Origin of the sequence: Pseudomonas sp. PvP025, assembly GCF_017832155.1 — a bacterium.
GTDB lineage: Bacteria > Pseudomonadota > Gammaproteobacteria > Pseudomonadales > Pseudomonadaceae > Aquipseudomonas.
Genome location: NZ_JAFIBJ010000001.1, coordinates 3,340,303 through 3,363,024, shown reverse-complemented (window position 1 = coordinate 3,363,024; position 22,722 = coordinate 3,340,303). Strand labels below are relative to the sequence as shown.

Annotated in this window: 21 protein-coding genes; 15 read left to right on the top strand and 6 right to left on the bottom strand. The window is 59.9% G+C overall.

Features of this window, described 5'->3' with window-relative positions; all coding sequences use genetic code 11:
- Nucleotides 1-5 precede the first annotated feature (5 nt).
- The 8 genes from rpmJ (at nucleotide 6) to bfr (ending at nucleotide 5,427) form a co-directional block, all read left to right on the top strand.
- Nucleotides 6-122 (top strand): 50S ribosomal protein L36, encoded by a 117-nt coding sequence (gene rpmJ, locus JOE32_RS14370; RefSeq protein WP_002555468.1) that lies wholly within the window; start codon nucleotides 6-8, stop codon nucleotides 120-122.
- Between the two features lie 129 nt (nucleotides 123-251).
- Nucleotides 252-608, top strand: coding sequence for a 30S ribosomal protein S13 (gene rpsM / locus JOE32_RS14365; RefSeq protein ID WP_003210063.1), 357 nt, complete (start codon nucleotides 252-254; stop codon nucleotides 606-608).
- Nucleotides 609-638: 30 nt separating this feature from the next.
- Nucleotides 639-1,028, top strand: a complete 390-nt coding sequence (gene rpsK / locus JOE32_RS14360) for a 30S ribosomal protein S11 (protein WP_002555466.1) — start codon at nucleotides 639-641, stop codon at nucleotides 1,026-1,028.
- 18 nt (nucleotides 1,029-1,046) lie between these two features.
- Nucleotides 1,047-1,667 (top strand): 30S ribosomal protein S4, encoded by a 621-nt coding sequence (gene rpsD, locus JOE32_RS14355; RefSeq protein WP_003210056.1) that lies wholly within the window; start codon nucleotides 1,047-1,049, stop codon nucleotides 1,665-1,667.
- 22 nt (nucleotides 1,668-1,689) lie between these two features.
- Entirely contained in the window at nucleotides 1,690-2,691 is a 1,002-nt protein-coding gene (gene rpoA / locus JOE32_RS14350; RefSeq protein WP_003176403.1) for a DNA-directed RNA polymerase subunit alpha, read from the top strand.
- 41 nt (nucleotides 2,692-2,732) lie between these two features.
- Nucleotides 2,733-3,119 (top strand): 50S ribosomal protein L17, encoded by a 387-nt coding sequence (rplQ, locus tag JOE32_RS14345; RefSeq protein ID WP_003176402.1) that lies wholly within the window; start codon nucleotides 2,733-2,735, stop codon nucleotides 3,117-3,119.
- A 239-nt stretch (nucleotides 3,120-3,358) separates the two neighbouring features.
- Nucleotides 3,359-4,807 (top strand): catalase, encoded by a 1,449-nt coding sequence (locus tag JOE32_RS14340; protein WP_209985404.1) that lies wholly within the window; start codon nucleotides 3,359-3,361, stop codon nucleotides 4,805-4,807.
- Nucleotides 4,808-4,962: 155 nt separating this feature from the next.
- Nucleotides 4,963-5,427 carry a bacterioferritin gene (gene bfr / locus JOE32_RS14335; RefSeq protein WP_003176400.1) on the top strand — a complete coding sequence of 155 codons (465 nt, stop codon included), beginning with the start codon at nucleotides 4,963-4,965 and terminating at the stop codon, nucleotides 5,425-5,427.
- A 63-nt stretch (nucleotides 5,428-5,490) separates the two neighbouring features.
- Here the strand turns inward: bfr and uvrA are convergent, their stop codons facing one another.
- Complete coding sequence (uvrA, locus tag JOE32_RS14330; protein WP_209985401.1) at nucleotides 5,491-8,325, bottom strand: excinuclease ABC subunit UvrA; 2,835 nt, start codon at nucleotides 8,323-8,325, stop codon at nucleotides 5,491-5,493.
- Nucleotides 8,326-8,503: 178 nt separating this feature from the next.
- Between uvrA and JOE32_RS14325 the strand changes: the two genes are divergently transcribed.
- From JOE32_RS14325 to tam, 4 genes are all read left to right on the top strand, one after another.
- Nucleotides 8,504-9,898 carry an MFS transporter gene (locus JOE32_RS14325; protein ID WP_209985398.1) on the top strand — a complete coding sequence of 465 codons (1,395 nt, stop codon included), beginning with the start codon at nucleotides 8,504-8,506 and terminating at the stop codon, nucleotides 9,896-9,898.
- Nucleotides 9,899-9,907: 9 nt separating this feature from the next.
- Nucleotides 9,908-10,423: a single-stranded DNA-binding protein gene (locus JOE32_RS14320; protein ID WP_003232445.1), complete on the top strand. Its 516-nt coding sequence runs from the start codon at nucleotides 9,908-9,910 to the stop codon at nucleotides 10,421-10,423.
- Nucleotides 10,424-10,800: 377 nt separating this feature from the next.
- Nucleotides 10,801-12,825 (top strand): methyl-accepting chemotaxis protein, encoded by a 2,025-nt coding sequence (locus JOE32_RS14315; protein WP_209985396.1) that lies wholly within the window; start codon nucleotides 10,801-10,803, stop codon nucleotides 12,823-12,825.
- A 92-nt stretch (nucleotides 12,826-12,917) separates the two neighbouring features.
- Entirely contained in the window at nucleotides 12,918-13,679 is a 762-nt protein-coding gene (gene tam / locus JOE32_RS14310) for a trans-aconitate 2-methyltransferase (RefSeq protein ID WP_209985391.1), read from the top strand.
- Between the two features lie 15 nt (nucleotides 13,680-13,694).
- On the opposite strand, the gene JOE32_RS14305 is transcribed toward tam, so the two are convergent.
- Complete coding sequence (locus JOE32_RS14305) at nucleotides 13,695-14,258, bottom strand: cysteine hydrolase family protein (RefSeq protein ID WP_209985389.1); 564 nt, start codon at nucleotides 14,256-14,258, stop codon at nucleotides 13,695-13,697.
- Between the two features lie 262 nt (nucleotides 14,259-14,520).
- Here JOE32_RS14305 and JOE32_RS14300 point away from each other — a divergent pair, with 262 nt between their 5' ends.
- Nucleotides 14,521-15,630: a DUF3182 family protein gene (locus tag JOE32_RS14300; RefSeq protein WP_209985385.1), complete on the top strand. Its 1,110-nt coding sequence runs from the start codon at nucleotides 14,521-14,523 to the stop codon at nucleotides 15,628-15,630.
- Nucleotides 15,620-16,375 (top strand): alpha/beta fold hydrolase, encoded by a 756-nt coding sequence (locus JOE32_RS14295; protein ID WP_209985382.1) that lies wholly within the window; start codon nucleotides 15,620-15,622, stop codon nucleotides 16,373-16,375. The genes JOE32_RS14300 and JOE32_RS14295 overlap by 11 nt, the downstream gene beginning before the upstream one ends.
- Nucleotides 16,376-16,468: 93 nt before the next feature.
- Here JOE32_RS14295 and JOE32_RS14290 read toward each other — a convergent pair whose 3' ends face one another.
- From JOE32_RS14290 to JOE32_RS14275, 4 genes are read right to left on the bottom strand one after another with little or no spacing between them, the layout of a single operon-like run.
- Complete coding sequence (locus JOE32_RS14290; RefSeq protein ID WP_209985379.1) at nucleotides 16,469-17,422, bottom strand: lysylphosphatidylglycerol synthase domain-containing protein; 954 nt, start codon at nucleotides 17,420-17,422, stop codon at nucleotides 16,469-16,471.
- Nucleotides 17,415-18,674: a cardiolipin synthase ClsB gene (gene clsB / locus JOE32_RS14285; protein ID WP_209985376.1), complete on the bottom strand. Its 1,260-nt coding sequence runs from the start codon at nucleotides 18,672-18,674 to the stop codon at nucleotides 17,415-17,417. The genes JOE32_RS14290 and clsB overlap by 8 nt, the downstream gene beginning before the upstream one ends.
- A complete protein-coding gene (locus tag JOE32_RS14280; RefSeq protein ID WP_209985374.1) occupies nucleotides 18,671-19,450 on the bottom strand; it encodes an endonuclease/exonuclease/phosphatase family protein in 780 nt (259 codons plus the stop codon). Before JOE32_RS14280 ends, clsB begins: the two co-directional genes overlap by 4 nt.
- Nucleotides 19,447-20,373 carry a DUF72 domain-containing protein gene (locus tag JOE32_RS14275; RefSeq protein WP_209985372.1) on the bottom strand — a complete coding sequence of 309 codons (927 nt, stop codon included), beginning with the start codon at nucleotides 20,371-20,373 and terminating at the stop codon, nucleotides 19,447-19,449. The genes JOE32_RS14280 and JOE32_RS14275 overlap by 4 nt, the downstream gene beginning before the upstream one ends.
- A gap of 192 nt (nucleotides 20,374-20,565) precedes the next feature.
- Here JOE32_RS14275 and JOE32_RS14270 point away from each other — a divergent pair, with 192 nt between their 5' ends.
- On the top strand, nucleotides 20,566-22,662 hold the full coding sequence (locus tag JOE32_RS14270) for a mechanosensitive ion channel domain-containing protein (RefSeq protein ID WP_209985369.1): 2,097 nt from the start codon (nucleotides 20,566-20,568) through the stop codon (nucleotides 22,660-22,662).
- The last annotated feature ends 60 nt before the right edge of the window (nucleotides 22,663-22,722 follow it).

Below are 22,722 nucleotides of genomic sequence, written 5' to 3'. Positions count from 1 at the left end.
TGGTGATGAAAGTTCGTGCATCGGTGAAAAAGCTGTGCCGTAACTGCAAGATTATTCGCCGCGAAGGTGTTGTTCGAGTAATTTGCAGCGCGGAACCGCGTCACAAACAGCGCCAAGGCTGAGTGTGATCCGCTTGAAGCCCGGCAGCTAGTGCGCTGCCGGGTTGATTATTTGTTATTACAGCGATATTATCTCGCGCCCTATTTCTTGGCTTCCGGGGCGTAGGTAGCTGTCAATTGGAGTCCCACTGAATGGCCCGTATTGCAGGCGTTAACATTCCAGATAACAAGCACACTGTTATCTCGCTGACCTACATCTATGGTGTTGGTCGCACTACTGCGCAGAAAATTTGCGCAGATACTGGGGTAAACCCAGCCGCAAAGATCAAGGATCTGAGCGACGAGCAGATTGAGCTGTTGCGTGGCGAAGTGGCGAAGTTCACCACTGAAGGTGACCTGCGTCGCGAAATCAACATGAAAATCAAGCGTTTGATGGACCTCGGTTGCTACCGTGGTCTGCGTCATCGTCGTGGTCTTCCAGTGCGCGGTCAGCGTACCAAGACTAACGCGCGTACCCGTAAAGGTCCGCGTAAGCCGATCCGCAAGTAATCGCCCACGCGAATCGACAGGAAAATTATCATGGCAAAACCTGCTGCTCGTCCTCGTAAAAAAGTTAAAAAGACAGTGGTTGATGGCATCGCCCACATCCATGCATCTTTTAACAACACAATCGTGACCATCACCGACCGTCAAGGTAACGCGCTTTCTTGGGCTACCTCCGGTGGTTCGGGTTTCCGCGGTTCCCGCAAGTCCACCCCGTTTGCTGCTCAAGTAGCTGCTGAACGTGCTGGTCAAGCTGCGCTGGAATATGGCCTGAAAAACCTCGACGTTAACGTCAAGGGTCCAGGTCCAGGTCGTGAGTCTGCTGTCCGTGCTTTGAACGGCTGTGGCTATAAGATCGCCAGCATCACCGACGTGACGCCAATCCCGCACAACGGGTGCCGTCCGCCGAAGAAGCGCCGCGTGTAATCCAGGAGATTGTAAAGAATGGCTCGTTACATTGGTCCAAAATGCAAACTCGCTCGTCGTGAAGGCACCGATCTCTTTCTGAAGAGCGGCGTGCGCGCGATCGAATCGAAGTGCAACATTGAAGCAGCACCTGGTATCCACGGCCAACGCCGCGGTCGCCAATCCGACTACGGCACCCAACTGCGTGAAAAGCAGAAGGTACGTCGTATCTACGGCGTTCTCGAGCGTCAGTTCAGCGGCTACTACAAAGAAGCTGCTGGCAAGAAAGGTGCAACCGGTGAAAACCTGCTGCAACTGCTCGAATGCCGTCTGGACAACGTTGTATACCGTATGGGCTTTGGTTCGACTCGCGCCGAATCCCGTCAGCTGGTATCGCACAAATCCGTCAGCGTAAACGGCCAAACCGTTAACGTACCGTCTTACCAGGTTCGTGCTGGTGACGTGGTCGCGATTCGCGAGAAAGCAAAAAACCAACTTCGCATTGTCCAAGCTCTCGATCTGTGTGCCCAACGTGGCCGCGTAGAATGGGTAGAAGTAGACACTGAGAAGAAGTCGGGCGTTTTCAAGAACGTTCCTGCTCGCAGTGATCTGTCCGCCGACATCAACGAAAGCCTGATTGTCGAGCTCTACTCCAAGTAAGGGCTAGAAAATAGGTGCATCCATGCAGATTTCGGTAAATGAGTTCCTGACACCCCGCCACATTGATGTGCAGGTTGTCAGTCCAACCCGCGCCAAGATCACTCTCGAGCCTCTCGAGCGTGGTTTTGGCCACACCCTGGGCAACGCGCTGCGACGCATCCTGTTGTCCTCAATGCCCGGCTGTGCAGTAGTCGAGGCCGAGATTGACGGTGTGCTCCACGAGTACAGCGCCATCGAAGGTGTACAGGAAGACGTAATTGAAATCCTGTTGAACCTTAAAGGTCTGGCTATCAAGCTGCACGGTCGTGACGAAGTTACGCTGACCTTGTCGAAGAAGGGTTCGGGGGTGGTTACCGCTGCCGATATTCAGCTGGATCATGATGTCGAGATCGTTAACCCCGATCACGTAATCGCTAACCTGGCGTCTAACGGCGCCCTGAACATGAAGCTCACTGTAGCTCGTGGTCGTGGTTATGAACCGGCCGACTCGCGTCAGAGCGATGAAGATGAAAGCCGCAGCATTGGTCGCTTGCAGCTTGACTCTTCGTTCAGCCCGGTTCGCCGTATCGCATACGTGGTGGAAAACGCCCGTGTCGAGCAGCGTACTAACCTGGACAAGCTGGTTATTGATCTGGAAACCAACGGTACTCTGGATCCTGAAGAGGCTATCCGCCGCGCTGCAACCATTCTGCAACAGCAGTTGGCTGCGTTCGTCGACCTCAAAGGTGACAGCGAACCAGTGGTAATCGAGCAGGAAGACGAGATCGATCCGATCCTGCTTCGCCCGGTTGACGATCTGGAACTGACTGTACGTTCGGCTAACTGCCTTAAGGCGGAAAACATTTACTACATCGGCGACCTGATTCAGCGTACCGAAGTAGAACTGTTGAAGACTCCGAACCTGGGCAAGAAATCCTTGACTGAAATCAAGGACGTTCTGGCCTCCCGCGGTCTGTCCCTCGGCATGCGCCTCGACAACTGGCCGCCTGCAAGTCTTAAGAAGGACGACAAGGCGACTGCCTGATCGTCGTAATCACCGAACGTGAGTTTGGTAAGGAATGAACCATGCGTCATCGTAAAAGTGGTCGTCACCTGAGCCGTACCAGCTCGCACCGCAAGGCCATGTTTCAAAACATGGCGGTGTCGCTGTTCGAGCACGAGCTGATCAAAACTACACTGCCGAAAGCTAAAGAACTGCGTCGCGTTGCTGAGCCGCTGATCACTTTGGCCAAGACAGACAGCCTGGCTAACCGCCGTCTGGCTTTCGACCGTACTCGCTCGAAAGCTATCGTTGGTAAGCTCTTCAACGACCTGGGCAAGCGTTATGCTACCCGTGAGGGTGGCTACCTGCGCATCCTCAAGTGCGGTTTCCGCGCTGGCGACAACGCGCCTATGGCGTATGTCGAGTTGGTTGATCGTGCTACTGCCGGCGAAGCTGTAAGCGCCGAGTAAGACGACAAGCTGTATCGAAGAACCGGGCCTAGTGCCCGGTTTTTTGTGGGCGTAAATAAACCCACTATCCTCATCAGACTGCCGCGCTTACAAGCCGATATCTATTTGTGCTGTGACGCGTTAGTTATTTTCTATCAAAGACCATGATTTAATGAATTTGATGGTGTCATCTTGATGGTCGATACTCCTTCCAAGCCGATTAGCCGGCAGTTCCATGACTGACCTGAGGAAGATTGAGCATGAGCCAGAACAAAATCCTTACCACCGCCAGCGGCGCGCCCGTCGCGGATAACCAGAATTCCCGCTCGGCGGGGCCACGTGGTCCGTTGCTGCTCGATGATTTTCACCTGATCGAAAAACTCGCTCACTTCAATCGCGAGAACATCCCTGAACGTCGCGTCCACGCCAAGGGTTCGGGCGCGTACGGCACGTTCACCGTTACCCAGGACATCACTCAATACACCAGCGCCAAGCTGTTCGAATCGGTCGGCAAGCAAACGCCTACGTTCCTGCGATTCTCTACTGTGGGGGGTGAACGTGGTTCTGCGGATACCGAGCGTGATCCGCGCGGTTTTGCCTTGAAGTTCTACACCGAAGAAGGTAACTGGGACATTGTGGGCAATAACACGCCCGTGTTCTTCATCCGTGACCCGCTGAAATTCCCGGATTTTATCCACACTCAAAAACGTCTGCCGCAGAGCAACTTGAAAAGCGCCCAGATGATGTGGGACTTTTGGTCGCACTCCCCCGAGGCGCTGCACCAAGTCACCATTCTGTTTTCCGACCGTGGTATCCCGGACGGCTACCGTCACATGCACGGCTTCGGCAGCCATACTTACAGCCTGATCAACGCCCGGGGCGAGCGTCACTGGGTCAAGTGGCATTACAAAACCCAACAGGGCATCAAAAACCTGGCGCCGGCTGAAGCTGCTCGCCTGGCGGGCACCGACCCTGATTACGCCCAGCGCGACCTGTTTGGCGCAATCGAACGCGGTGATTTCCCGAAATGGCGCGTCTGCATTCAGATCATGACTGAGGCCCAGGCCAACGCTCACTACGAGAACCCTTTCGACGTGACCAAGACTTGGTCGCAAAAGGAATTCCCGCTGATCGAAGTCGGCGAGCTGGAACTCAACCGCAACCCGCAGAACTACTTCGCTGAAGTAGAGCAGGCCGCCTTCGGCCCAAGCAACATGGTGCCAGGTGTGGGGTTGTCCCCAGACCGCATGCTGCAAGGTCGCGTCTTCGCTTATGCCGATGCTCATCGCTACCGTGTCGGTACCAATCACCAGCAGTTGCCGGTGAATGCTCCACGCAATCAGGTGAACAGCTATCAGCGCGACGGCTCAATGGCGTTTGGCAGCAACGGTGGCTCGGCACCCAACTACGAGCCCAACAGCTACGCCGATGCTCCCAAACAAGCGCCGCAGTACGCTGAGCCTGCTCTGGCACTGAACGGTACAGCTGATCGCCACGATCACCGCGAAGACACCGATTACTACAGCCACGCCGGTGCATTGTTCCGCCTGATGAGCGACGATCAGAGAGCGCTGCTTACCAGCAACATCGCCGGTGCAATGGCGGGTGTATCCAGTGATGTGGTTCAGCGTCAGTTGCAGCACTTCTACAAGGCAGATCCTGCTTATGGAGAAGCAATCGCAACCGCACTGGGTGTATCGCTTAACTAACTCTAAACGATAAGCAGAACCGCCCTCATTTGGGCGGTTTTTGCGTTATTTCAGCCACTTTTCTCAGGAAATCTTCACTTTTCTGCCGTTGGTCCCGTGACCAAAACGTCAGCATGGTTCAAACTACAGACTTTCAAGCAGGGAGATGTAGGGCGATGCAAGGTCACCCCGACGTAATCGATTACCTCAACACGTTGCTGACGGGCGAACTGGCAGCTCGTGACCAATACTTCATCCACTCGCGCATGTACGAAGACTGGGGCTTTACCGAGCTCTACGAACGTATCAATCACGAAATGGAAGAAGAGGCACAGCACGCCGACGCTTTGATGCGTCGCATTCTGATGCTCGAAGGCACGCCACGCATGCGTCCTGACGACCTGGACGTGGGTACCACGGTGCCTGACATGCTCGCCGCCGATTTGCGCCTTGAGTACAAGGTGCGTGCCGCGCTCTGCAAAGGCATCGAACTGTGCGAGCAGCACAACGACTATGTCACCCGGGAAATCCTGCGGGTGCAGTTGAATGACACCGAAGAAGATCACACTTACTGGCTCGAAAAGCAGCTGGGCCTGATCAAGCTGATTGGTCTGGAAAATTACCTGCAATCGCAGTTCTGACTTCAGACGGTAAAAAGCCCCTGACACCGATGAGGTGACAGGGGCTTTTTATTGGCCGATCCATCAGGCCCTGTCGCGCGCCAACAACGGTTTCAAGTAGTAACCGGTGTGTGATTGCGACATCTCGGAGACTTGCTCCGGCGTACCCACCGCAATAATCTGACCCCCCTTGGAGCCGCCTTCCGGCCCCAGGTCCACCAGCCAGTCTGCGGTCTTGATCACATCGAGGTTGTGCTCAATCACCACCACCGTGTTGCCGTGATCGCGCAAGCGGTGCAACACATCCAGCAACTGCTGGATATCCGCAAAGTGCAGGCCTGTGGTGGGCTCATCGAGGATATACAAGGTTTTACCCGTGTCGCGCTTGGACAGCTCGCGAGACAGCTTCACCCGCTGCGCCTCGCCACCAGACAGCGTGGTCGCCGACTGGCCTAGCTTGATGTACGACAAACCCACATCCATCAGCGTCTGCAGCTTGCGCGCCAGCGCCGGAACCGCGTCGAAGAACTCCCGCGCTTCCTCGATCGTCATTTCCAGAGTTTCATGGATGTTCTTGCCCTTGTACTTCACCTCAAGGGTTTCGCGGTTATAACGCTTGCTCTTGCACACATCGCACGGCACGTAGATGTCCGGCAGGAAGTGCATCTCCACCTTGATCAGACCATCGCCCTGGCAAGCCTCGCAGCGACCGCCCTTGACGTTGAACGAGAAACGCCCAGGCCCATAGCCCCGCGAACGGGATTCCGGCACGCCGGCGAACAATTCGCGAATCGGCGTGAACAACCCGGTATAGGTGGCTGGATTGGAGCGCGGCGTACGGCCAATCGGGCTTTGGTCGATATCGACTACCTTGTCCAGATGCTCCAGGCCCTTGATGCTGTCATGCGCTGCGGCTTCCAGCGTGGTCGCGCCATTGAGGGCCGTCGCGCTTAGCGGAAACAGCGTGTTATTGATCAGCGTAGACTTGCCCGAGCCGGACACGCCGGTAACGCAGGTCAGCAGGCCCAGCGGGATTTCCAGGTCGACATTGCGCAAGTTGTTGCCACGCGCCCCCTTGAGGTGCAGCGCCATCTTCTTGTTACGCGGCGTACGCTTGGCCGGTACCTGGATCTTCACGCGGCCAGACAGGTACTTGCCGGTCAGCGAGTCCGGGTGAGCCATGACTTCGGCAGGTGTGCCTTCGGCGACAATGTGCCCGCCATGCACGCCGGCCCCCGGGCCGATATCGACCACATAGTCCGCCAGACGAATCGCGTCTTCATCGTGCTCTACCACGATCACGGTATTGCCGATATCGCGCAGGTGTTTCAACGTTCCCAGCAGACGGTCGTTGTCGCGCTGGTGCAAGCCAATGGATGGCTCATCAAGAATGTACAACACGCCGACCAGGCCCGCGCCAATCTGACTGGCCAAGCGGATCCGCTGTGCCTCACCGCCCGACAGCGTGTCGGCGCTGCGATCCAGCGACAGGTAATCGAGCCCAACGTTGACCAGAAACTGCAGGCGCTCGCGGATTTCCTTGAGGATCTTGTCGGCAATTTCCCCACGGCGGCCGGTCAGCTTGAGTCCGCCAAAGTATTCGCAGGCATCACCGATCGGCAGACCGGTCACCGCCGGCAAGGTCTTTTCACCCACCCATACGTGCCGCGCTTCGCGGCGCAGGCGAGTGCCACGGCAGTCCGGGCACGGCTGGGTGCTGAGGAACTTCGCCAGCTCTTCACGCACGCTCGCCGATTCAGTCTCACGGTAGCGACGTTCCAGGTTCGGTACGATGCCCTCGAACGGGTGTGAGCGCTTGACGATATCGCCTCGGTCGTTGAGGTATTTGAAATCGACGTTCTGCGAGCCGCTGCCGGTGAGGATGACCTTCTGCTGCTCTGCCGGCAGCTGGTTGAAGGGCACTTCAAGGCTGAACTTGTAGTGAGACGCCAACGAGCCAAGCATCTGGAAGTAATAGACGTTGCGCCGGTCCCAGCCGCGTATCGCCCCCTCGGCCAGTGTCAGTTCCCCATTGACCAGGCGCTTGATGTCGAAGAACTGCTTCACCCCCAGGCCGTCACAGGTCGGGCAGGCGCCGGCCGGGTTGTTGAAGGAAAACAACTTGGGTTCCAGCTCGCTGATGGCATGCCCGCAGACCGGGCAGGCGAAGCGTGCGGAGAAGATGATCTCTTCGCCCGGCTCGTCGTCCATCGGCGCCACCAGGGCGATACCGTCCGCCAGCTTCAGTGCGGTCTCAAAAGACTCTGCCAGGCGCTGCTGCAGGTCAGCGCGCACCTTGAAGCGGTCGACCACCACATCGATGGAGTGCTTCTTCTGCTTGTCGAGCTTCGGCGCTTCGTCCAGCTCATAGAGCTTGCCGTTGATCCGCGCGCGCACGAAACCCTGGGCACGCAGCTCTTCGAAAACAGAAAGGTGTTCACCCTTGCGCTCGCGAATCACCGGCGCCAGCAGCATCAGCTTGGCGCCTTCCGGCAGGGCCAGCACCAGGTCGACCATCTGGCTGACGGTCTGGGCTTCCAGCGGAATGTCGTGATCCGGGCAGCGGGGAATACCCACGCGCGCGTACAGCAGACGCAGGTAGTCGTAGATTTCGGTGATGGTGCCCACGGTGGAGCGCGGGTTGTGGGAGGTCGATTTCTGTTCGATGGAAATGGCCGGCGACAAGCCTTCAATGGTGTCGACGTCGGGTTTTTCCATCATCGACAGGAACTGGCGGGCATAGGCCGACAGCGATTCCACGTAGCGACGCTGGCCTTCGGCATACAGCGTGTCGAACGCCAGGGACGATTTGCCCGAGCCGGACAGGCCGGTGATGACGATCAGTTTGTCCCGGGGCAGGGTCAGGTCAATGTTCTTCAGGTTGTGGGTTCTAGCCCCACGAATCAGGATCTTGTCCAAGATGGCCTCGCACGGCGGGCGTAAATAATGCCGGAGTATACGGCTAAAGACTGGATGAATATACACTGTCAAAAGGCCGCTTGCAGCCTTGCATGAAAGCTGCGCGGCAAAGCGCCGCATATACCCTCTCAATCGATGGGACTGGTAGAATCGCCGCCGGTTCACACGAGGTTTTTCCATGCACGATCCCCACAGCGAACGCATGAGTAGCGGCGAGACCCGAGCGGCAAGCGGTCTGGCCCTGGTGTTCGCCTTCCGTATGCTTGGCATGTTTATGGTGTTGCCGGTGCTGGCGACCTATGGAATGGATCTCGCAGGAGCGACCCCCGCACTCATCGGCCTGGCGATTGGCGCCTACGGTCTGACCCAGGCCATTTTTCAGATTCCGTTCGGGATCATTTCCGACCGCATCGGCCGCCGCCCCGTGATCTACCTCGGCCTGATCGTCTTCGCGCTCGGCAGCGTGCTCGCGGCCCAGGCCGATTCGATCTGGGGCGTGATCGCCGGACGCATCCTGCAGGGCGCTGGCGCGATTTCCGCGGCGGTCATGGCGCTGCTCTCGGACCTGACCCGCGAACAACATCGCACCAAGGCCATGGCAATGATCGGGATGACTATCGGGCTGTCGTTCGCCGTGGCCATGGTGGTCGGCCCGCTGCTGACCAGTGCGTTCGGCCTGCATGGGCTGTTCCTGGCCACCGGCGGCATGGCGCTGATCGGCATTGTCATCGTCGCGTTCATGGTGCCGCGCTCTACCGGCACCTTGCAGCACCGTGAGTCCGGTGTGGCGCGCAAGGCGCTGCTGCCGACGCTCAAGCATCCGGACCTGCTGCGCCTGGATTTAGGTATCTTCGTGTTGCACGCCATGCTGATGTGCAGCTTCGTCGCCTTGCCCCTGGCGCTGGTGGAAAAAGCCGGTCTGCCCAAGGAGCAGCACTGGTGGGTCTATCTCACTGCGTTGTTGATTTCGTTCTTCGCCATGATCCCGTTCATCATCTATGGCGAGAAGAAACGCAAAATGAAACGAGTTCTGCTCGGCGCCGTCGCGACATTGATGCTCACTGAACTATTCTTCTGGCAGTTCGGCGACAGCCTGCGGGCGCTGGTGAGCGGCACGGTGGTGTTCTTCACCGCGTTCAACCTGCTGGAGGCGTCATTGCCTTCGCTGATTAGTAAGGTTTCACCGGCCGGAGGCAAGGGCACGGCGATGGGGGTGTATTCCACCAGCCAGTTCCTCGGTTCCGCGTTGGGCGGCATCATGGGCGGCTGGATGTTCCAGCATGGCGGTCTGTCGGTTGTGTTCCTCGGATGCGCCGGGCTGGCTGCACTTTGGCTGGCCTTTGCTGTTACCATGCGCGAACCTCCCTACGTCACCAGTCTGCGTTTACCGCTGTCGCCCGAGGCGATGCGCGAAGCCGGTCTGGCAGAGCGCCTGAAGGCCGTCGTTGGAGTAACGGATGCAGTAGTGGTCGCTGAAGAGGCGGCCATTTACATTAAATTGGACACCGAATTATTGGATCGCGCGACGCTCGAGCAACTGGTCAACCCAGTGCCGACAGCGCGCCCAGCCTAGGAGAACGTTATGGCCCGTGGGGTTAACAAAGTCATATTGGTCGGTACATGCGGCCAGGATCCCGAAGTTCGCTACCTGCCTAACGGTAACGCCGTGACCAACCTGAGTCTGGCGACCAGCGAACAGTGGACCGACAAGCAGACCGGCCAGAAGGTCGAGAAAACCGAATGGCACCGTGTGTCGATGTTCGGCAAGGTTGCCGAAATCGCCGGTGAATACCTGCGCAAAGGTTCGCAGGTCTACATCGAAGGCAAACTGCAGACCCGCGAGTGGGAAAAGGACGGTATCAAGCGTTACACCACTGAAATCGTGGTCGACATGCAAGGCACCATGCAACTGCTGGGCGGCCGTCCACAGGGCGACCAACAGGGCCAGGGCGGCATGTCCAACTCGGCACCGCGTCCACAGCAGTCGCGTCCACAGCCAAGCCAGCAGCCACAGCGTGAGTCGCGTCCAGCGCCACAACAGGCCGCGCCACAGCCGGCTCCGGATTTCGACAGCTTTGATGACGATATTCCGTTCTGATCGACGCCCGCGCTGGCACCCGGCGCTCAGCTGATCCCAACGCCCCTGCGGATTGCAAAATCCCAGGGGCGTTTTCGTATGCGCTCAAATAGTCGCAACGCTCGCCGCCATTCTCCTGCACAAAATCGTCACACAGCGTTGATATCAACGCGACATCACTTTTCTTCAAGCGTTCCAGAGTTGTACAAATATAAAAAAATGTACAACTTTTCTTAAAGTTCTCAATCTCAATGCCGACACCGAGCATGAAACGATTAGTTACATGCACAGCGTGATTAGCCAAATGTGCCAGACAGAGCCAGGCATTTGAGAGAAAACGGACAGTTCTCACCTATAAACCTTCCACAAACTGTCCCATTGCGGGCTGTGAGAACTGTATGAATATCCTTGCTCCTGCCGTACACCTGGCCAGCCGTTTACGTTTCCCCACCAAATTCGGCGTGCTGGCAATCATCGTCCTGATCCCTCTGGTGCTGCTTGGCTCCCGTATCGTCCACCAGATCAACGACAGTCTAGAAGTCATCCGCTCCGAACAATCGGGCCAACGCTATCTGTTGGACGTGACCCCTGTGCTGCGCTTGTCGATGTTGCAACGCGCACTCACCAACCGCCTGCTCAGCGGTGACAAGAGCGCGCAGCCCGATCTTTCCGCCAACCAGGCAAAGCTGGAAGACGCATTTTCTAAACTGGCCACCACCGACCGCCAGTTCAACGCCCAGCTCGAAACCGGTGACCGCGTGCAGCGCCTGCGTGCCGGGGCGCAGCGCCTGATTGAGCTGGCCAAGGGCGACGCCAACCCGAGCACTACCTTCGACGAGTGGAACGATCAACTCACCGAAACCCTGAACTTCGTTTATTACGTATCGGCCACCTCGGGCATGGTGCTCGATGAAGACTTTGCCTCGCTGTTCATGATCGACCAGAGCACCTTGCGGTTGCCGCGCCAGATCAATATCGTCGGCCAATTGCGCGGTCTGGTCAGTGGGCTGCATGAGGGGCAGGTATTGAGCCCGGGCACGCGTGGCGTGATCAGGGCGATGCTCAAGAACGAGGTGATGATCCACAAGGAGCTCCAGCAGAGCCTGGACCTTTTGCGTCGTCGCGAGCCGGCCCTGGCCGATCGCATTCAGGCACCGATTACCAGTGCCTTTGCGAGCCTGGAGGGTTTTCGCGCCGATCTTGATCTGATGATTGGCTCCACCACCGACACCATCAGTGGCGTGCAGAACCTGCCGGCCAAGGGCAACGCGGTAGTCGCCGAGTTGTACAAGGCGCAGGACACCCTGCAAGACGCACTGCTGAAGACACTCGAACGCCGTGTCCAGGAAAAAAGCGCAGAGCGCCTGCTCATCCTCGGCATGCTGGCCGGGCTTGGCCTGTTGCTGGTCTACGCCTTCAGCGGCATCTACAGCGCCATGCGGCGCACCCTCAACGATGTGTTGAGTGCCACGCAGCTGATTGCCCAGGGCGACCTGAGCACGCGCATTCCGGTGCGCGGCAACGATGAAATGGCCGACGTGGGCAACGCTCTCAACGCGATGGTGCAGGCCTTCAGTGCGTCGCTGGCGCAGGTTGAGCGCAGTTCGCAATCGGTGTCCGAGGCGGCCGCGCGCATGGGCGTGTCTATCGACGTGGCCAAACGCTCGATGAATGTGCAGCAAAGCGAAACCGAGCAAGTCGCTACGGCCATCAACGAGATGACCGCCAGCGTTGCCGATGTGGCGCAGAACACCGAGGGCGCCGCCCATGCCGCCGGGCATGCCAGTCAGTCTTCGATCGCAGGCCTTGCGAAGATGCAGGAAACCCGCGTCACCATCGAAGCCTTGGCCGAAGAAGTGGAGCGCAGCGCGCAGAAAGTCTCCGCGCTGGCCCAGCACAGCCAGCAGATCGGCGGGGTTATTGAAGTGATCCGTAACATCGCCGATCAAACCAACCTGCTGGCGTTGAATGCCGCCATCGAGGCGGCCCGTGCCGGTGAGCAGGGCCGCGGCTTTGCGGTGGTGGCGGACGAGGTCCGAACCCTGGCCTCGCGCACGCAGAACTCAACCGAAGAAATCCGCACCATTATCCAGGAGCTGCAACTGGCGACGTCCGCGGCCGTGGAGCAGATGAAGTCGGGCAAGTTGCGCGCGCAGGCCTGTCTCGAGTCTGCTCAACAAGCCTCGACCAGCCTGGATGCAATCAATGATGGCGTTGATCAGATCGTCGGCATGAACACGCAGATCGCCAGCGCAGCGGTGCAGCAACACGCCGTGTCCGAAGACATCAACCGCAACGTGACCGAAATTCGCAACGGCAGTATCACGTTGATGGAGGGCATCGAAGACAACGCTGCGACGGCGCAGGAGCTGTCGTTGCTGGCGGGGGAACTGCGTACGGTGGTTTCGCGGTTCAAACTGTAGGGAAACAAAAGGACGCATTTATTGGCAGCCGTCGTGCGAATGAGTTCTGGCAGACTGGTGCAGTTTTTACACCATGCAGAAGGAAAACCGCGATGACCTGGTCTGCCAAGCAATACACCTTGTTCGAGCAACAACGTACCCGTCCCGTCCGCGATCTGGTCGCGGCCATCCCGAATGTCGACGTGCACAGCGCCGTCGACCTGGGCTGCGGCCCCGGTAACTCAACGCAAGTGTTGGCCGAGCGCTATCCACAGGCGCAGGTCACCGGCATGGACAGTTCCGATGACATGTTGCTCGACGCCCGTCAGCGCCTGCCTAACCTTGATTTCGAGCTGGCGGATATCGGCGCCTGGAACCCGGCGCGGCAATTCGATGTGATTCTCGCCAACGCTTCTCTGCAATGGCTGCCCGACCACGCCACGCTCTACCCGCACCTGGTCAGTCATCTGACGCCGGGCGGCACGCTGGCGGTGCAAACGCCGGATAACCTCGACGAGCCTGCCCACCAACTGGCCCGCGACGTGGCGGCACAGGGGCCCTGGTCGGCGAAGATCGGAGCGTTCAAGCACAATCCGCGTCACCCCGCGAGCTACTACTACGAGTTGCTGAGCCAGCATTGCAGCACCGTGGATGTTTGGCGCACCACCTACCAGCACCCGCTGGCCGACCACGCGGCGGTAGTGGAATGGTTCAAGGGCTCGGGGTTGCGGCCGTTTCTCGCGCCTTTGAGCGATGACGAAAAGGCCGCGTTCCTACGCGAATACCAGACGAGGATTACCAAAGCCTACCCAGCCCTGAGCGACGGCAGCGTGCTGTTGCCATTTCCGCGCCTGTTCATCATCGCCACTCGCTGACGCTTCACAGGGCGGTCACACGGCCGCCGTCTGCGCCTTCAGGTACTCATCCGCCGACACCACGCTCGCATAACCGAACGCCAGCGCCGCCATGTATGCATCATGCACCTGCGCCGCCGGGATGACCTTGCCATTGAATTCAAGATCCCGCGTGGCGCAGGCATCGTGGATCACCGTGACCTTGTAGCCAAGGTCCGCCGCTGCGCGCACCCCCGCATCGATGCACATATGGCTCATACTGCCGACCACCACCACATCGGTGATGCTGCGTCGTTCCAGCAGAGCGCGCAGATCGGTTTCGCGAAACGCATTCACGAAATGTTTAAGCACCACCGGCTCGCTGCCTTCGTTGAGTGCCTTGGGGTGCAACTGCGCGCCTTCCGAGCCTGGAGTGAAGAAGGGCGCATCCTCGGCGGTGAATTCATGGCGCACGTGAATCACGGCATCGCCCGCCTGACGAAACGCCTGCAGCACCTGCGCCGCCTTGTCCGCCGCCGCGTCCACGTCGACGAGCGGCCACTTGCCCTGGGGGAAGTAGTCGTTCTGGATATCGATCAGAATGAGCGCCTGCTTGGCCATGGGTTTTGCCTCGTGATGAGTTGAGCAGACCGCTATCTTAGCTGGCGCCCTGGCCTTTCGCCCACTGGATTGGCGCGCTCCTTGTGGCGGTGAATCGTGCAGAACGCCACGCCCTGCACGTGGCGTCGTGCAAAATAAAACAGGCCAACTGCTATCGCCCATTCGGCAACTGATTGATTTTAAAACCCTGCGCCTCAACCGCGCCTTGGCCTGATCCCTGCAACCTCTCATTTACATACCTGGCAGGAAGCAAGGGGGCCGCATGAACGCGACTCAACGCAGGAAACTGGTGGTCGCTCACTCCACAAGAGAGGGCGCGCCGCAGCATGAAGTGGAAACCAACCGTGCACTGGCCCGTTGGCTGGCGCAGATACTCGGGCTGGAGTTCGCCGGCAGCTTCGATCCCAAGGTCCATGCCGGCCGCGACCTTTACATACTGCCCACGCAGACGCTGGTGGGTCCGGCCCAGGCCCGCGCGCTCAACATCCAGGGCCCCGAAGACCTGTGGGGCGGTTATGTCGATCACGACTTCATCTGCACCAAAGCCATCAGCCATGGCCTGCTCGGGCCCGATGCAACGGCGCCGGAGGGCTGGTCGCCGTTGTTCTGCGAACTTGTCAGGCCCGTCGTGCTCGACGGCCTCAGCGTATTTGCCTTGCAGGACGCCCGTGCCGCCGCTGAGCGCCTGCTCTACAGCGGGCCGATTCGCCTGAAACCGGTGCATGCCTGCGCCGGGCGCGGCCAGGTAGTCATTCGCAGCCTTGATGAGTTCGATGCGCTGCTCAAACGGGACGGCGCCGAGCAATTGTTCAGCGATGGCGCAGTGCTTGAGCAGGACTTGCACGAGGTGATCACCCACAGCGTGGGCCAGAGCTATATCGGCGACCATGTGTTCAGCTACTGCGGCGAGCAATACCTCACGCATGACGCAAACGGTGATGAGGTGTACGGCGGCTCCGACCTGATCGTGGTGCCCGGCGACTACGACGACCTGCTCGCCCTCGGCCTGCCCGTCGACGTGCGTGAAGCCATCGAACAGGCCCAGGTTTTCGACAGCGCCGCCGATGAGGCCTACCCTGGGTTCTATGCCTCGCGGCGCAATTACGACATCGCCCAGGGCCTGGACAGCGACGGCCAGCGCCGTAGCGGCGTGCTCGAACAATCCTGGCGCATGGGCGGGGCCAGCAGCGCGGAAGTCGCGGCGCTGCAAAGTTTCATCAACCACCCGGGCCTCAAAGCCATTCATGTGTCATCGGTGGAAACCTACGAGGACCAGCCGCTTCCGGCGCAGGCCATCGAGGTGTATCGCGGCCCGGCCGAAAACAGCGACTTTCTTCTCAAGTACGTAACGGTTAAATCTTATGACGGCTAGAAGCGAAAGCATTGCAATCGAGATAGACGACGAACACATGAGCGGGACATTCCTCAGTCCCAAATCCAAAGTCCCCGGCGTGTTGTTCGTGCACGGCTGGGGCGGCAGCCAGGAACGCGATCTGGAACGCGCCAAAGGCATCGCAGGTCTGGGCTGCGTGTGCCTGACCTTCGACCTGCGCGGCCATGCCGGCGCCGGCATTCCGCTGGCCCGCGTGACCCGCGAAGACAACCTGCGCGACCTGCTGGCGGCCTACGACCGTCTGCTCGCCCACCCGGCCATCGACACCTCGGCCGTGGCGGTGGTGGGCACCAGCTATGGCGGCTACCTCGCGGCGATTCTCACCTCATTGCGCCCGGTACGCTGGCTGGCGCTGCGCGTGCCGGCGCTGTACCGCGACGAAGAATGGCTCAAGCCCAAGCGTGACCTGAACAAGATGGACCTGATGGATTACCGCAGCACCCTGGTGCATGCCGACACCAATCGCGCCTTGCACGCCTGTTCGGCGTTTACCGGTGATGTGTTGATCGTCGAGTCGGAAACCGACGACCACGTGCCCCACGCCACCATCATGAGTTACCGCGCGGCGTGTCAGCAGACCCATTCCCTGACGCACCGCATCATCGATGGCGCCGACCATTCGTTGAGCGATCCGGTGTCGCAGCAGGCCTATACCTCGATCCTGGTGGACTGGATTACCGAGATGGTGGTGGGTGAACGGTTGAGCATTATCCAGGCTCGATAACCGCCATCGAGAGCAAGCCCCTTCCACATTTGAAATGCATTCAACGTGTGGGAGGGGGCTTGCTCCCGATGGCGGTATGTCAATCACCCACAATCAAGCTGGCGTCTTCTTCACCCGCAGCGCCTTGGCCTTCGCCTCCACGCCCAGGTACATCACCAACGCAATCAGCAACGGGCAAATAAAATAAATCGCCCGATACGCAATCAACCCCGCCAACAAACTGCCCCGCGACGCCTCATGTTGCAACAGCCCGATAAACACCGCCTCGAGCACCCCAAGCCCGGCCGGGATATGCGTCACCACCCCGGCAATCGCACTGATCAGCAACACCCCCAACACCAGCGGGTAATCCAGCTTGGCAGGCAGCAGGGTGAAAATCACCGCCGCCATCAGCGACCAGTTCAATGCGCCCAGCGCCAATTGCAGGCACGCCATGCGCAGCGATGGCAGGTTGATCTCGATGCCGCGAATCGACCACGCGCGCTTCTTCGAGAACTGACAGGCCGCCAGGTAGCCCAGGCTGACCAGCACCAGCAGCGCGCCAATCCCCTGCAAGGCCGTCGTGCTGACCTTCCATCCCGGTGGCATGGTCACCAGCCCGCTGCTGAACACCACCCCGGCCAGGGCCATGTAGCCGAACCAGTTGGTCGCCAGGCTCAGGCCGAGGATCTTGGCGATATTGCCGGTGCTCACCCCCAGCCGCGAATACAACCGATAACGCATGGCGATCCCGCCGACCCAGGCACTCAGGTTCAGGTTGAACGCATAGCTGATAAAGCCCACCGGCAAAATCTGCTTCCAGCGCAATGGCTGGCCGATGTAGGTGCGGCCGATCAGGTCGAAGCACGCGTACACCAGAAAACTGCACAAGGTCAGCCCGGCGGCGATCAGCAAGGTGCGCCATTTGAAATCGCCCAGGGTCTGGATCACTTCGCTCCAGCCGATCCGCCGCGCAAGCAGGGTGAACAGCACAATCAACAGCAGGAAGAAGGCGATGGTCAGTGGCTTCTTCCAGCGCTTGAAGCGTGAGCCTGTGTGGTCAGTCATGGGCCTGGCTCTCGAAAGGTTTCAAGCGGGGTTTGTGCGCTGGCAGCCAGCCGGTCAGCGCCGGGAAGTGGCGCATCACATGGAACACCAGGAAGCCGACGGTCAGGCGCCACAGCCACAGGCGCGGCTTGTGCTTTGCCTGGATGACCTGGCAGTGGTTTTTGCTGAGGGTTTCCAGGCTGTCGTACAGCTGCTGATTGAATGCGCGGTCGCGAATCAGCACGTTGGCTTCCAGGTTCAGCGCCAGGCTTAACGGGTCGAGGTTGCTCGAACCCACCGTGCTCCAGTCGTCGTCCACCAGCGCCACCTTGCCGTGCAGCGGGCGCTGGCAGTATTCGTGGATCACCACGCCGTCCTTGAGCAGATAGTCGTAGAGCATGCGCGCCGCCAGTTTGGCCAGCAGTACATCGGGCTGGCCCTGCATGATCAACTGCACCTGCACGCCGCGCCGTGCCGCATTGCGAATTTCGCGCAGCAAACGGTAACCGGGGAAGAAATACGCATTGGCGATCACCGCGCGTTTTTTCGCCTGGCTCAGGGCGTAGATATACGCTTCTTCGATGTCGTCGCGATGCTGCAGGTTGTCGCGATAGATCAGGCGAACCAAGCCCTCACCGCTGTCGGTGGCCCACGGCGAAGGCCGCTGCTGGCGACGACGCCAGCCACGCCGCGTGCGCACCTGACGACCGCTTTGCGCCAGGGCAAAGTGATGCAGGTCGGCCACCGCCGGGCCTGTCACCTGCACCGAATAATCCTGCTTGGCCTCGGGGCCGAAATCGCCCAGATGGTCGGCCGAAAAGTTGATCCCGCCAATAAACGCGACCTCGGCATCCACCACCACGATCTTGCGGTGCAGGCGGCGAAACCAGTTGGTGCGAATGCCCAGGGTCTTGGACGCCGGGTCGAACATCTGCACCATCACCCCGGCATCTGCCAGCGCTGCAAGAAACACCGCGCTCAGCTCGCCACAGCCGAAGCCATCCAGGCTGACCACCACCTTCACGCCACGTTGGGCTGCCTCGATCAGAATGCCTTGCAGCTCATGGCCGACCTTGTCCTCGAACAGGATAAACGTCTCCAGCAGGATCTCCCGCTGCGCCGTGCGCATGGCATCGAAGACCCTGGGGAAGTATGCCTCGCCGTTCTCCAGCAACTCCACCTGGTTGCCACTCTGCCAGCCGTAATCCAGGTCGCGGGCCTTGGCCTCATCCGGCGGCTGATCGGTCGCGATATGCTCGACCGCAATATTCATAGCTCAATCTCCACCGACAGCGGCACATGGTCTGAGAGGTGGGACCAGGGCCGGGTATTCAGCACGCGGGGGTTATGCACCGTCACGTTGCGCACGTAGATGCGGTCCAGCGCCAGCAGCGGCAAGCGCGCGGGGAAGGTGCGCGCGTGTTTGCCCGAAGACTGCATGAATACTTCCTGCAAGCCGCTCTGGCTGAGGTCGGCACGCTGGCGCCAATCGTTGAAGTCGCCGGCGACCACCAGCGGCGCGTCGGCGGGTATTTCGCCAATGCGCTGCTCGAGCAGGCGCAGTTGCTGCTGGCGATGCACTTCGCGCAGGCCCAGGTGCATGCAGATCGCATGCACCTCCTGGCCGCTGCCGGGCAGGCGCAACACGCAATGCAGCAGGCCACGGTTTTCGTGGCCGCTCTGGGAAATGTCGAGGTTCTCGTAGCGCACGATCTGGAATTTCGACAGCAGCGCATTGCCATGGTCGCCATGGGGGTAGACCGCATTGCGGCCATAGGCGAATTGCGGCCAGATACTGTCGGCGAGAAATTCGTACTGCGGCATGTTCGGCCAATCGCTGTAGCGCTGGGGATGCTGCTCATGGGTGCCGTGGATTTCCTGCAGGAACACCATGTCGGCGCCGACACTGCGCACTGCTTCGCGCAGCTCGGGCAGGATGAAACGCCGGTTCAGTGCGGTGAAACCCTTGTGGATATTGACCGTGAGCACCGTAAGACGGGCGACGGCAACGTCCGGCGCCACCACCGGGAGCGGTTCTGGATGGGTCATGCCAGCACCCCGGGTTCAGGCAGCTGTCCGGGCACTGTGGCCAGGTGCTGGTCCAGGCCGAAACGCTGCAGCAACTGGCGCGCGTCGAAAGGCGCGCGCACCTTGAGGTCATTGTCGAAGAAACAGAACACATCGCGTTGCTTGCGGGTGCGGGATTTATGCTGCGGGTCGACCAAGTGTGCATCCTCCGGTTGTTTGCCATGGGCCCACCGCTCAATGCGGTCGCCCCAGCGTTCGAGGGCTTCAGGGGTGTAGCCGCTGGCGTACAGCTGCTTGTCGCCGTGCAGACGCAGGTACATGAAGGTGGCGGTGACGTCTTCGATAGACGGCCACTTGCCGGCGGTATCGGCCACCACCAGCGCGACGCCATATTTTTCGAGCATCTTTACGAACGCCGGCACGGCGAAGCTTTTATGGCGAATTTCCACGGCGTGACGCAGGGCTCTCTTGCCATGGGCCTGCATGCTCGCCTTGCCGTTCAGGCGGGGCTCATGCTGGCGGGCGAGGGCGGCGGCCTGTTGCGTGTCGCCGGGCAGTTGCTGCAAAAAGGCTTCGAACAGCGGCGCATCGAATTTAAAGCTGGGCGGGAATTGCCACAGGATCGGCCCCAGTTTCTCCTTCAATTCCAGCACGCCGGATGCAAAGAAATTCGCCAGCGGCGCATGCACATCCTTGAGCCGCAGGATGTGCGTGATATAACGCGGCGCCTTGACGCTGAACATGAAACCCTCGGGTGTATCGGCGTACCACTCGGCGTAACGCTTGGGCGTTTGCAGTGCGTAGAACGAGCCGTTGATTTCGATGCTGTTGACGGCACGTGACGCAAACTGCAACTCGCGTTTCTGGGTCAGCCCCTCGGGATAGAAGTCCCCGCGCCAGGGCGTATAGCGCCAGCCGGATATGCCGATATGAATCGCCGCCATGGTTGGGTCCGTGGGAAAGAGTGCGTGGTTGGATGACTGTGATTTTTGTCGGAAAGTTTCCCGATTCCTACAAACGGCATGCTTCCAATGCAGTAGATCCAGTGTGGGAGCGAGCGAGCCTCCTCCCACAGGGAACGATCAGGGCTCAAACCCGTCAGTTCCTTACAGACCCTTTCCCAGGAGCCCGGTGTTTTGCTGAATCTAAAGACTGCATGGCTACTCGGCGCGCTGCTGTTTTGCGGCAGCGGCGCACTTCAGGCGGCGGCGACCGCACCCGCCACCGCCCCCGAAGCCGAGGCCCCGGCCAAGCCGGAGTTGCTGGTGGAAGGCGGACTGCTCGGCGCGATCAGTTCCAGCATTGACGACGTGCAGCAGAAGCTCGACCTCAATCAGAACTTCATTGACGAGTGGCGTCTGCGCGCCGACCGCGCCGCCAACGAAGTCGGGCGCCTGGTCAATCAGACGTCAGCCCGCTCACCGTGGAGCGTGGCTGGGGATTTCCTGTTGTTGTCCGGCGTCTGGGTCGGCGCCTTTACCCTGTTGACCTTGCTGGGCCGGATGATGGTGCGACGCCTGGGCCAGCGCGCGTTTTTTGAACGGCGCGGGCGGTTGCTGGATGTGCTGGGCTACGTCGTGCCCTATACGCTCCCGGCGCTGATCTGCCTGCCGCTTACCCTGTACGTCAGTCATTTTCTCGCCACCTCCGTGGGGCGCGCGCTGGCGCTGTGCCTTGCCTACGCCACCAGCAGCGGCATCTTTTCCACCTCGATGCTGTTGTGCGTCATCGTCATGTTCAACGTGGGCCACAAGCGTCCGGCGGTGCAGATCATTTGCGACTACTGCCCCAAGCCGCTGTTCCTGATCGGCTTCCTCGCCGCCCTCAGCGATGCCTTGACCAGCCCGCAGATCGCCCGCCAGTTGGGCGGCAATATCACCAGCAGCATCGCGGTGTTCACCGGGCTGTTCGCCACGGTGATCTTCGGCGTGCTGGTGGTGCGCCTGCGCCGTCCGGTCGCCCACTTGATCCGCAATCGGTCGTTGGCCCAACGCATCAAGCACCCGGCGTTGCAGCAATCGCTGCGTATCTTCTCGGGGCTGTGGTACTGGCCGATCCTGCTGATGGTGCTGGTCTCGGCGATCAACCTGATCGGTGCCGGCGACGATAATCAGAAGGCGCTGCGTTGTGCGCTGTTCACCACGATCCTGCTGATCGGCACGGTGTTTCTCAGCACGGTGCTGCAACACTTGTTCAAGTCGCGCAGCCAGGTGGCGATCCAGCGCAGCAGCGCCTACAAGGAGCGCTTCCTCAGTTTGCTGCACGCGATCCTGCGCATCGCGATGGCCGTGGCGTTTATCGAAGTGCTTGGGCGTATCTGGGGCGTGTCGCTGTTCGAGTTCGCCGAGCGCAACTCGATCGGGCGCGCCATCAGCGACTCGCTGAGCAGCATCGGCCTGATCCTGCTGATGACCTGGCTGTTCTGGGTGGTGCTCGACACGGCGATTCAGGAAGCGCTCAAACCGCCGGTCAACAAACGCTCCAGTCGCCAGCCCAGCACGCGGGTCAAGACTATCCTGCCGCTGCTGCGCAATGCGGTGAAAATCATCCTCGTGGTGATCTGCGCGATCACCACCATGGCCAACCTGGGCATCAACGTCGCGCCGCTGTTGGCCGGTGCCGGGGTGGTCGGCCTGGCCATCGGTTTCGGTTCCCAGCAACTGGTGCAGGACGTGATCACGGGCCTGTTCATCATCATCGAAGACACCTTGTCGATCGGCGACTGGGTGGTACTCGACTCCGGCCACGCCGGCACCGTCGAAGGCCTGACCATCCGCACCCTGCGCCTGCGCGACGGCAAGGGCTTTGTGCATTCGGTGCCGTTCGGGCAGATCAAGGCGGTCACCAACCAGTCGCGACAGTTTGCCTACGCGTTCTTCTCGGTGCAGTTCACCTACGACACCGATGTGGACAAGGCCGTGGAACTGATCCAGGAAGCGGGGCAGTCAATCCGCGACGACGCGTTCCTCAAGTACAACCTGCAAGGGCCGCTGGAAGTGTTCGGCGTCGACAAAATGGACCTCAACGGCGTGGTGCTCACCGCGCAGTTCCGCACCGTGTCGGGCGGGCAATATGCAGTCAGCCGCGCGTTTAACCAGCGGTTGAAGAAGCTTGTGGATAACTGTGACGAGGTGCATTTCGCGCAGACTTATCCACAGCAGGTGCTGTTGCCCAAGCGGGTGGGGCAGGCTGAAGAGGTGGTGGAGATTACCGAGCCGCCGCGTAGCCAGTGAGGATGCTATCGGGAGCAAGCCCCCTCCCACATTTGAATGGGTTCACACATCGAACTATGT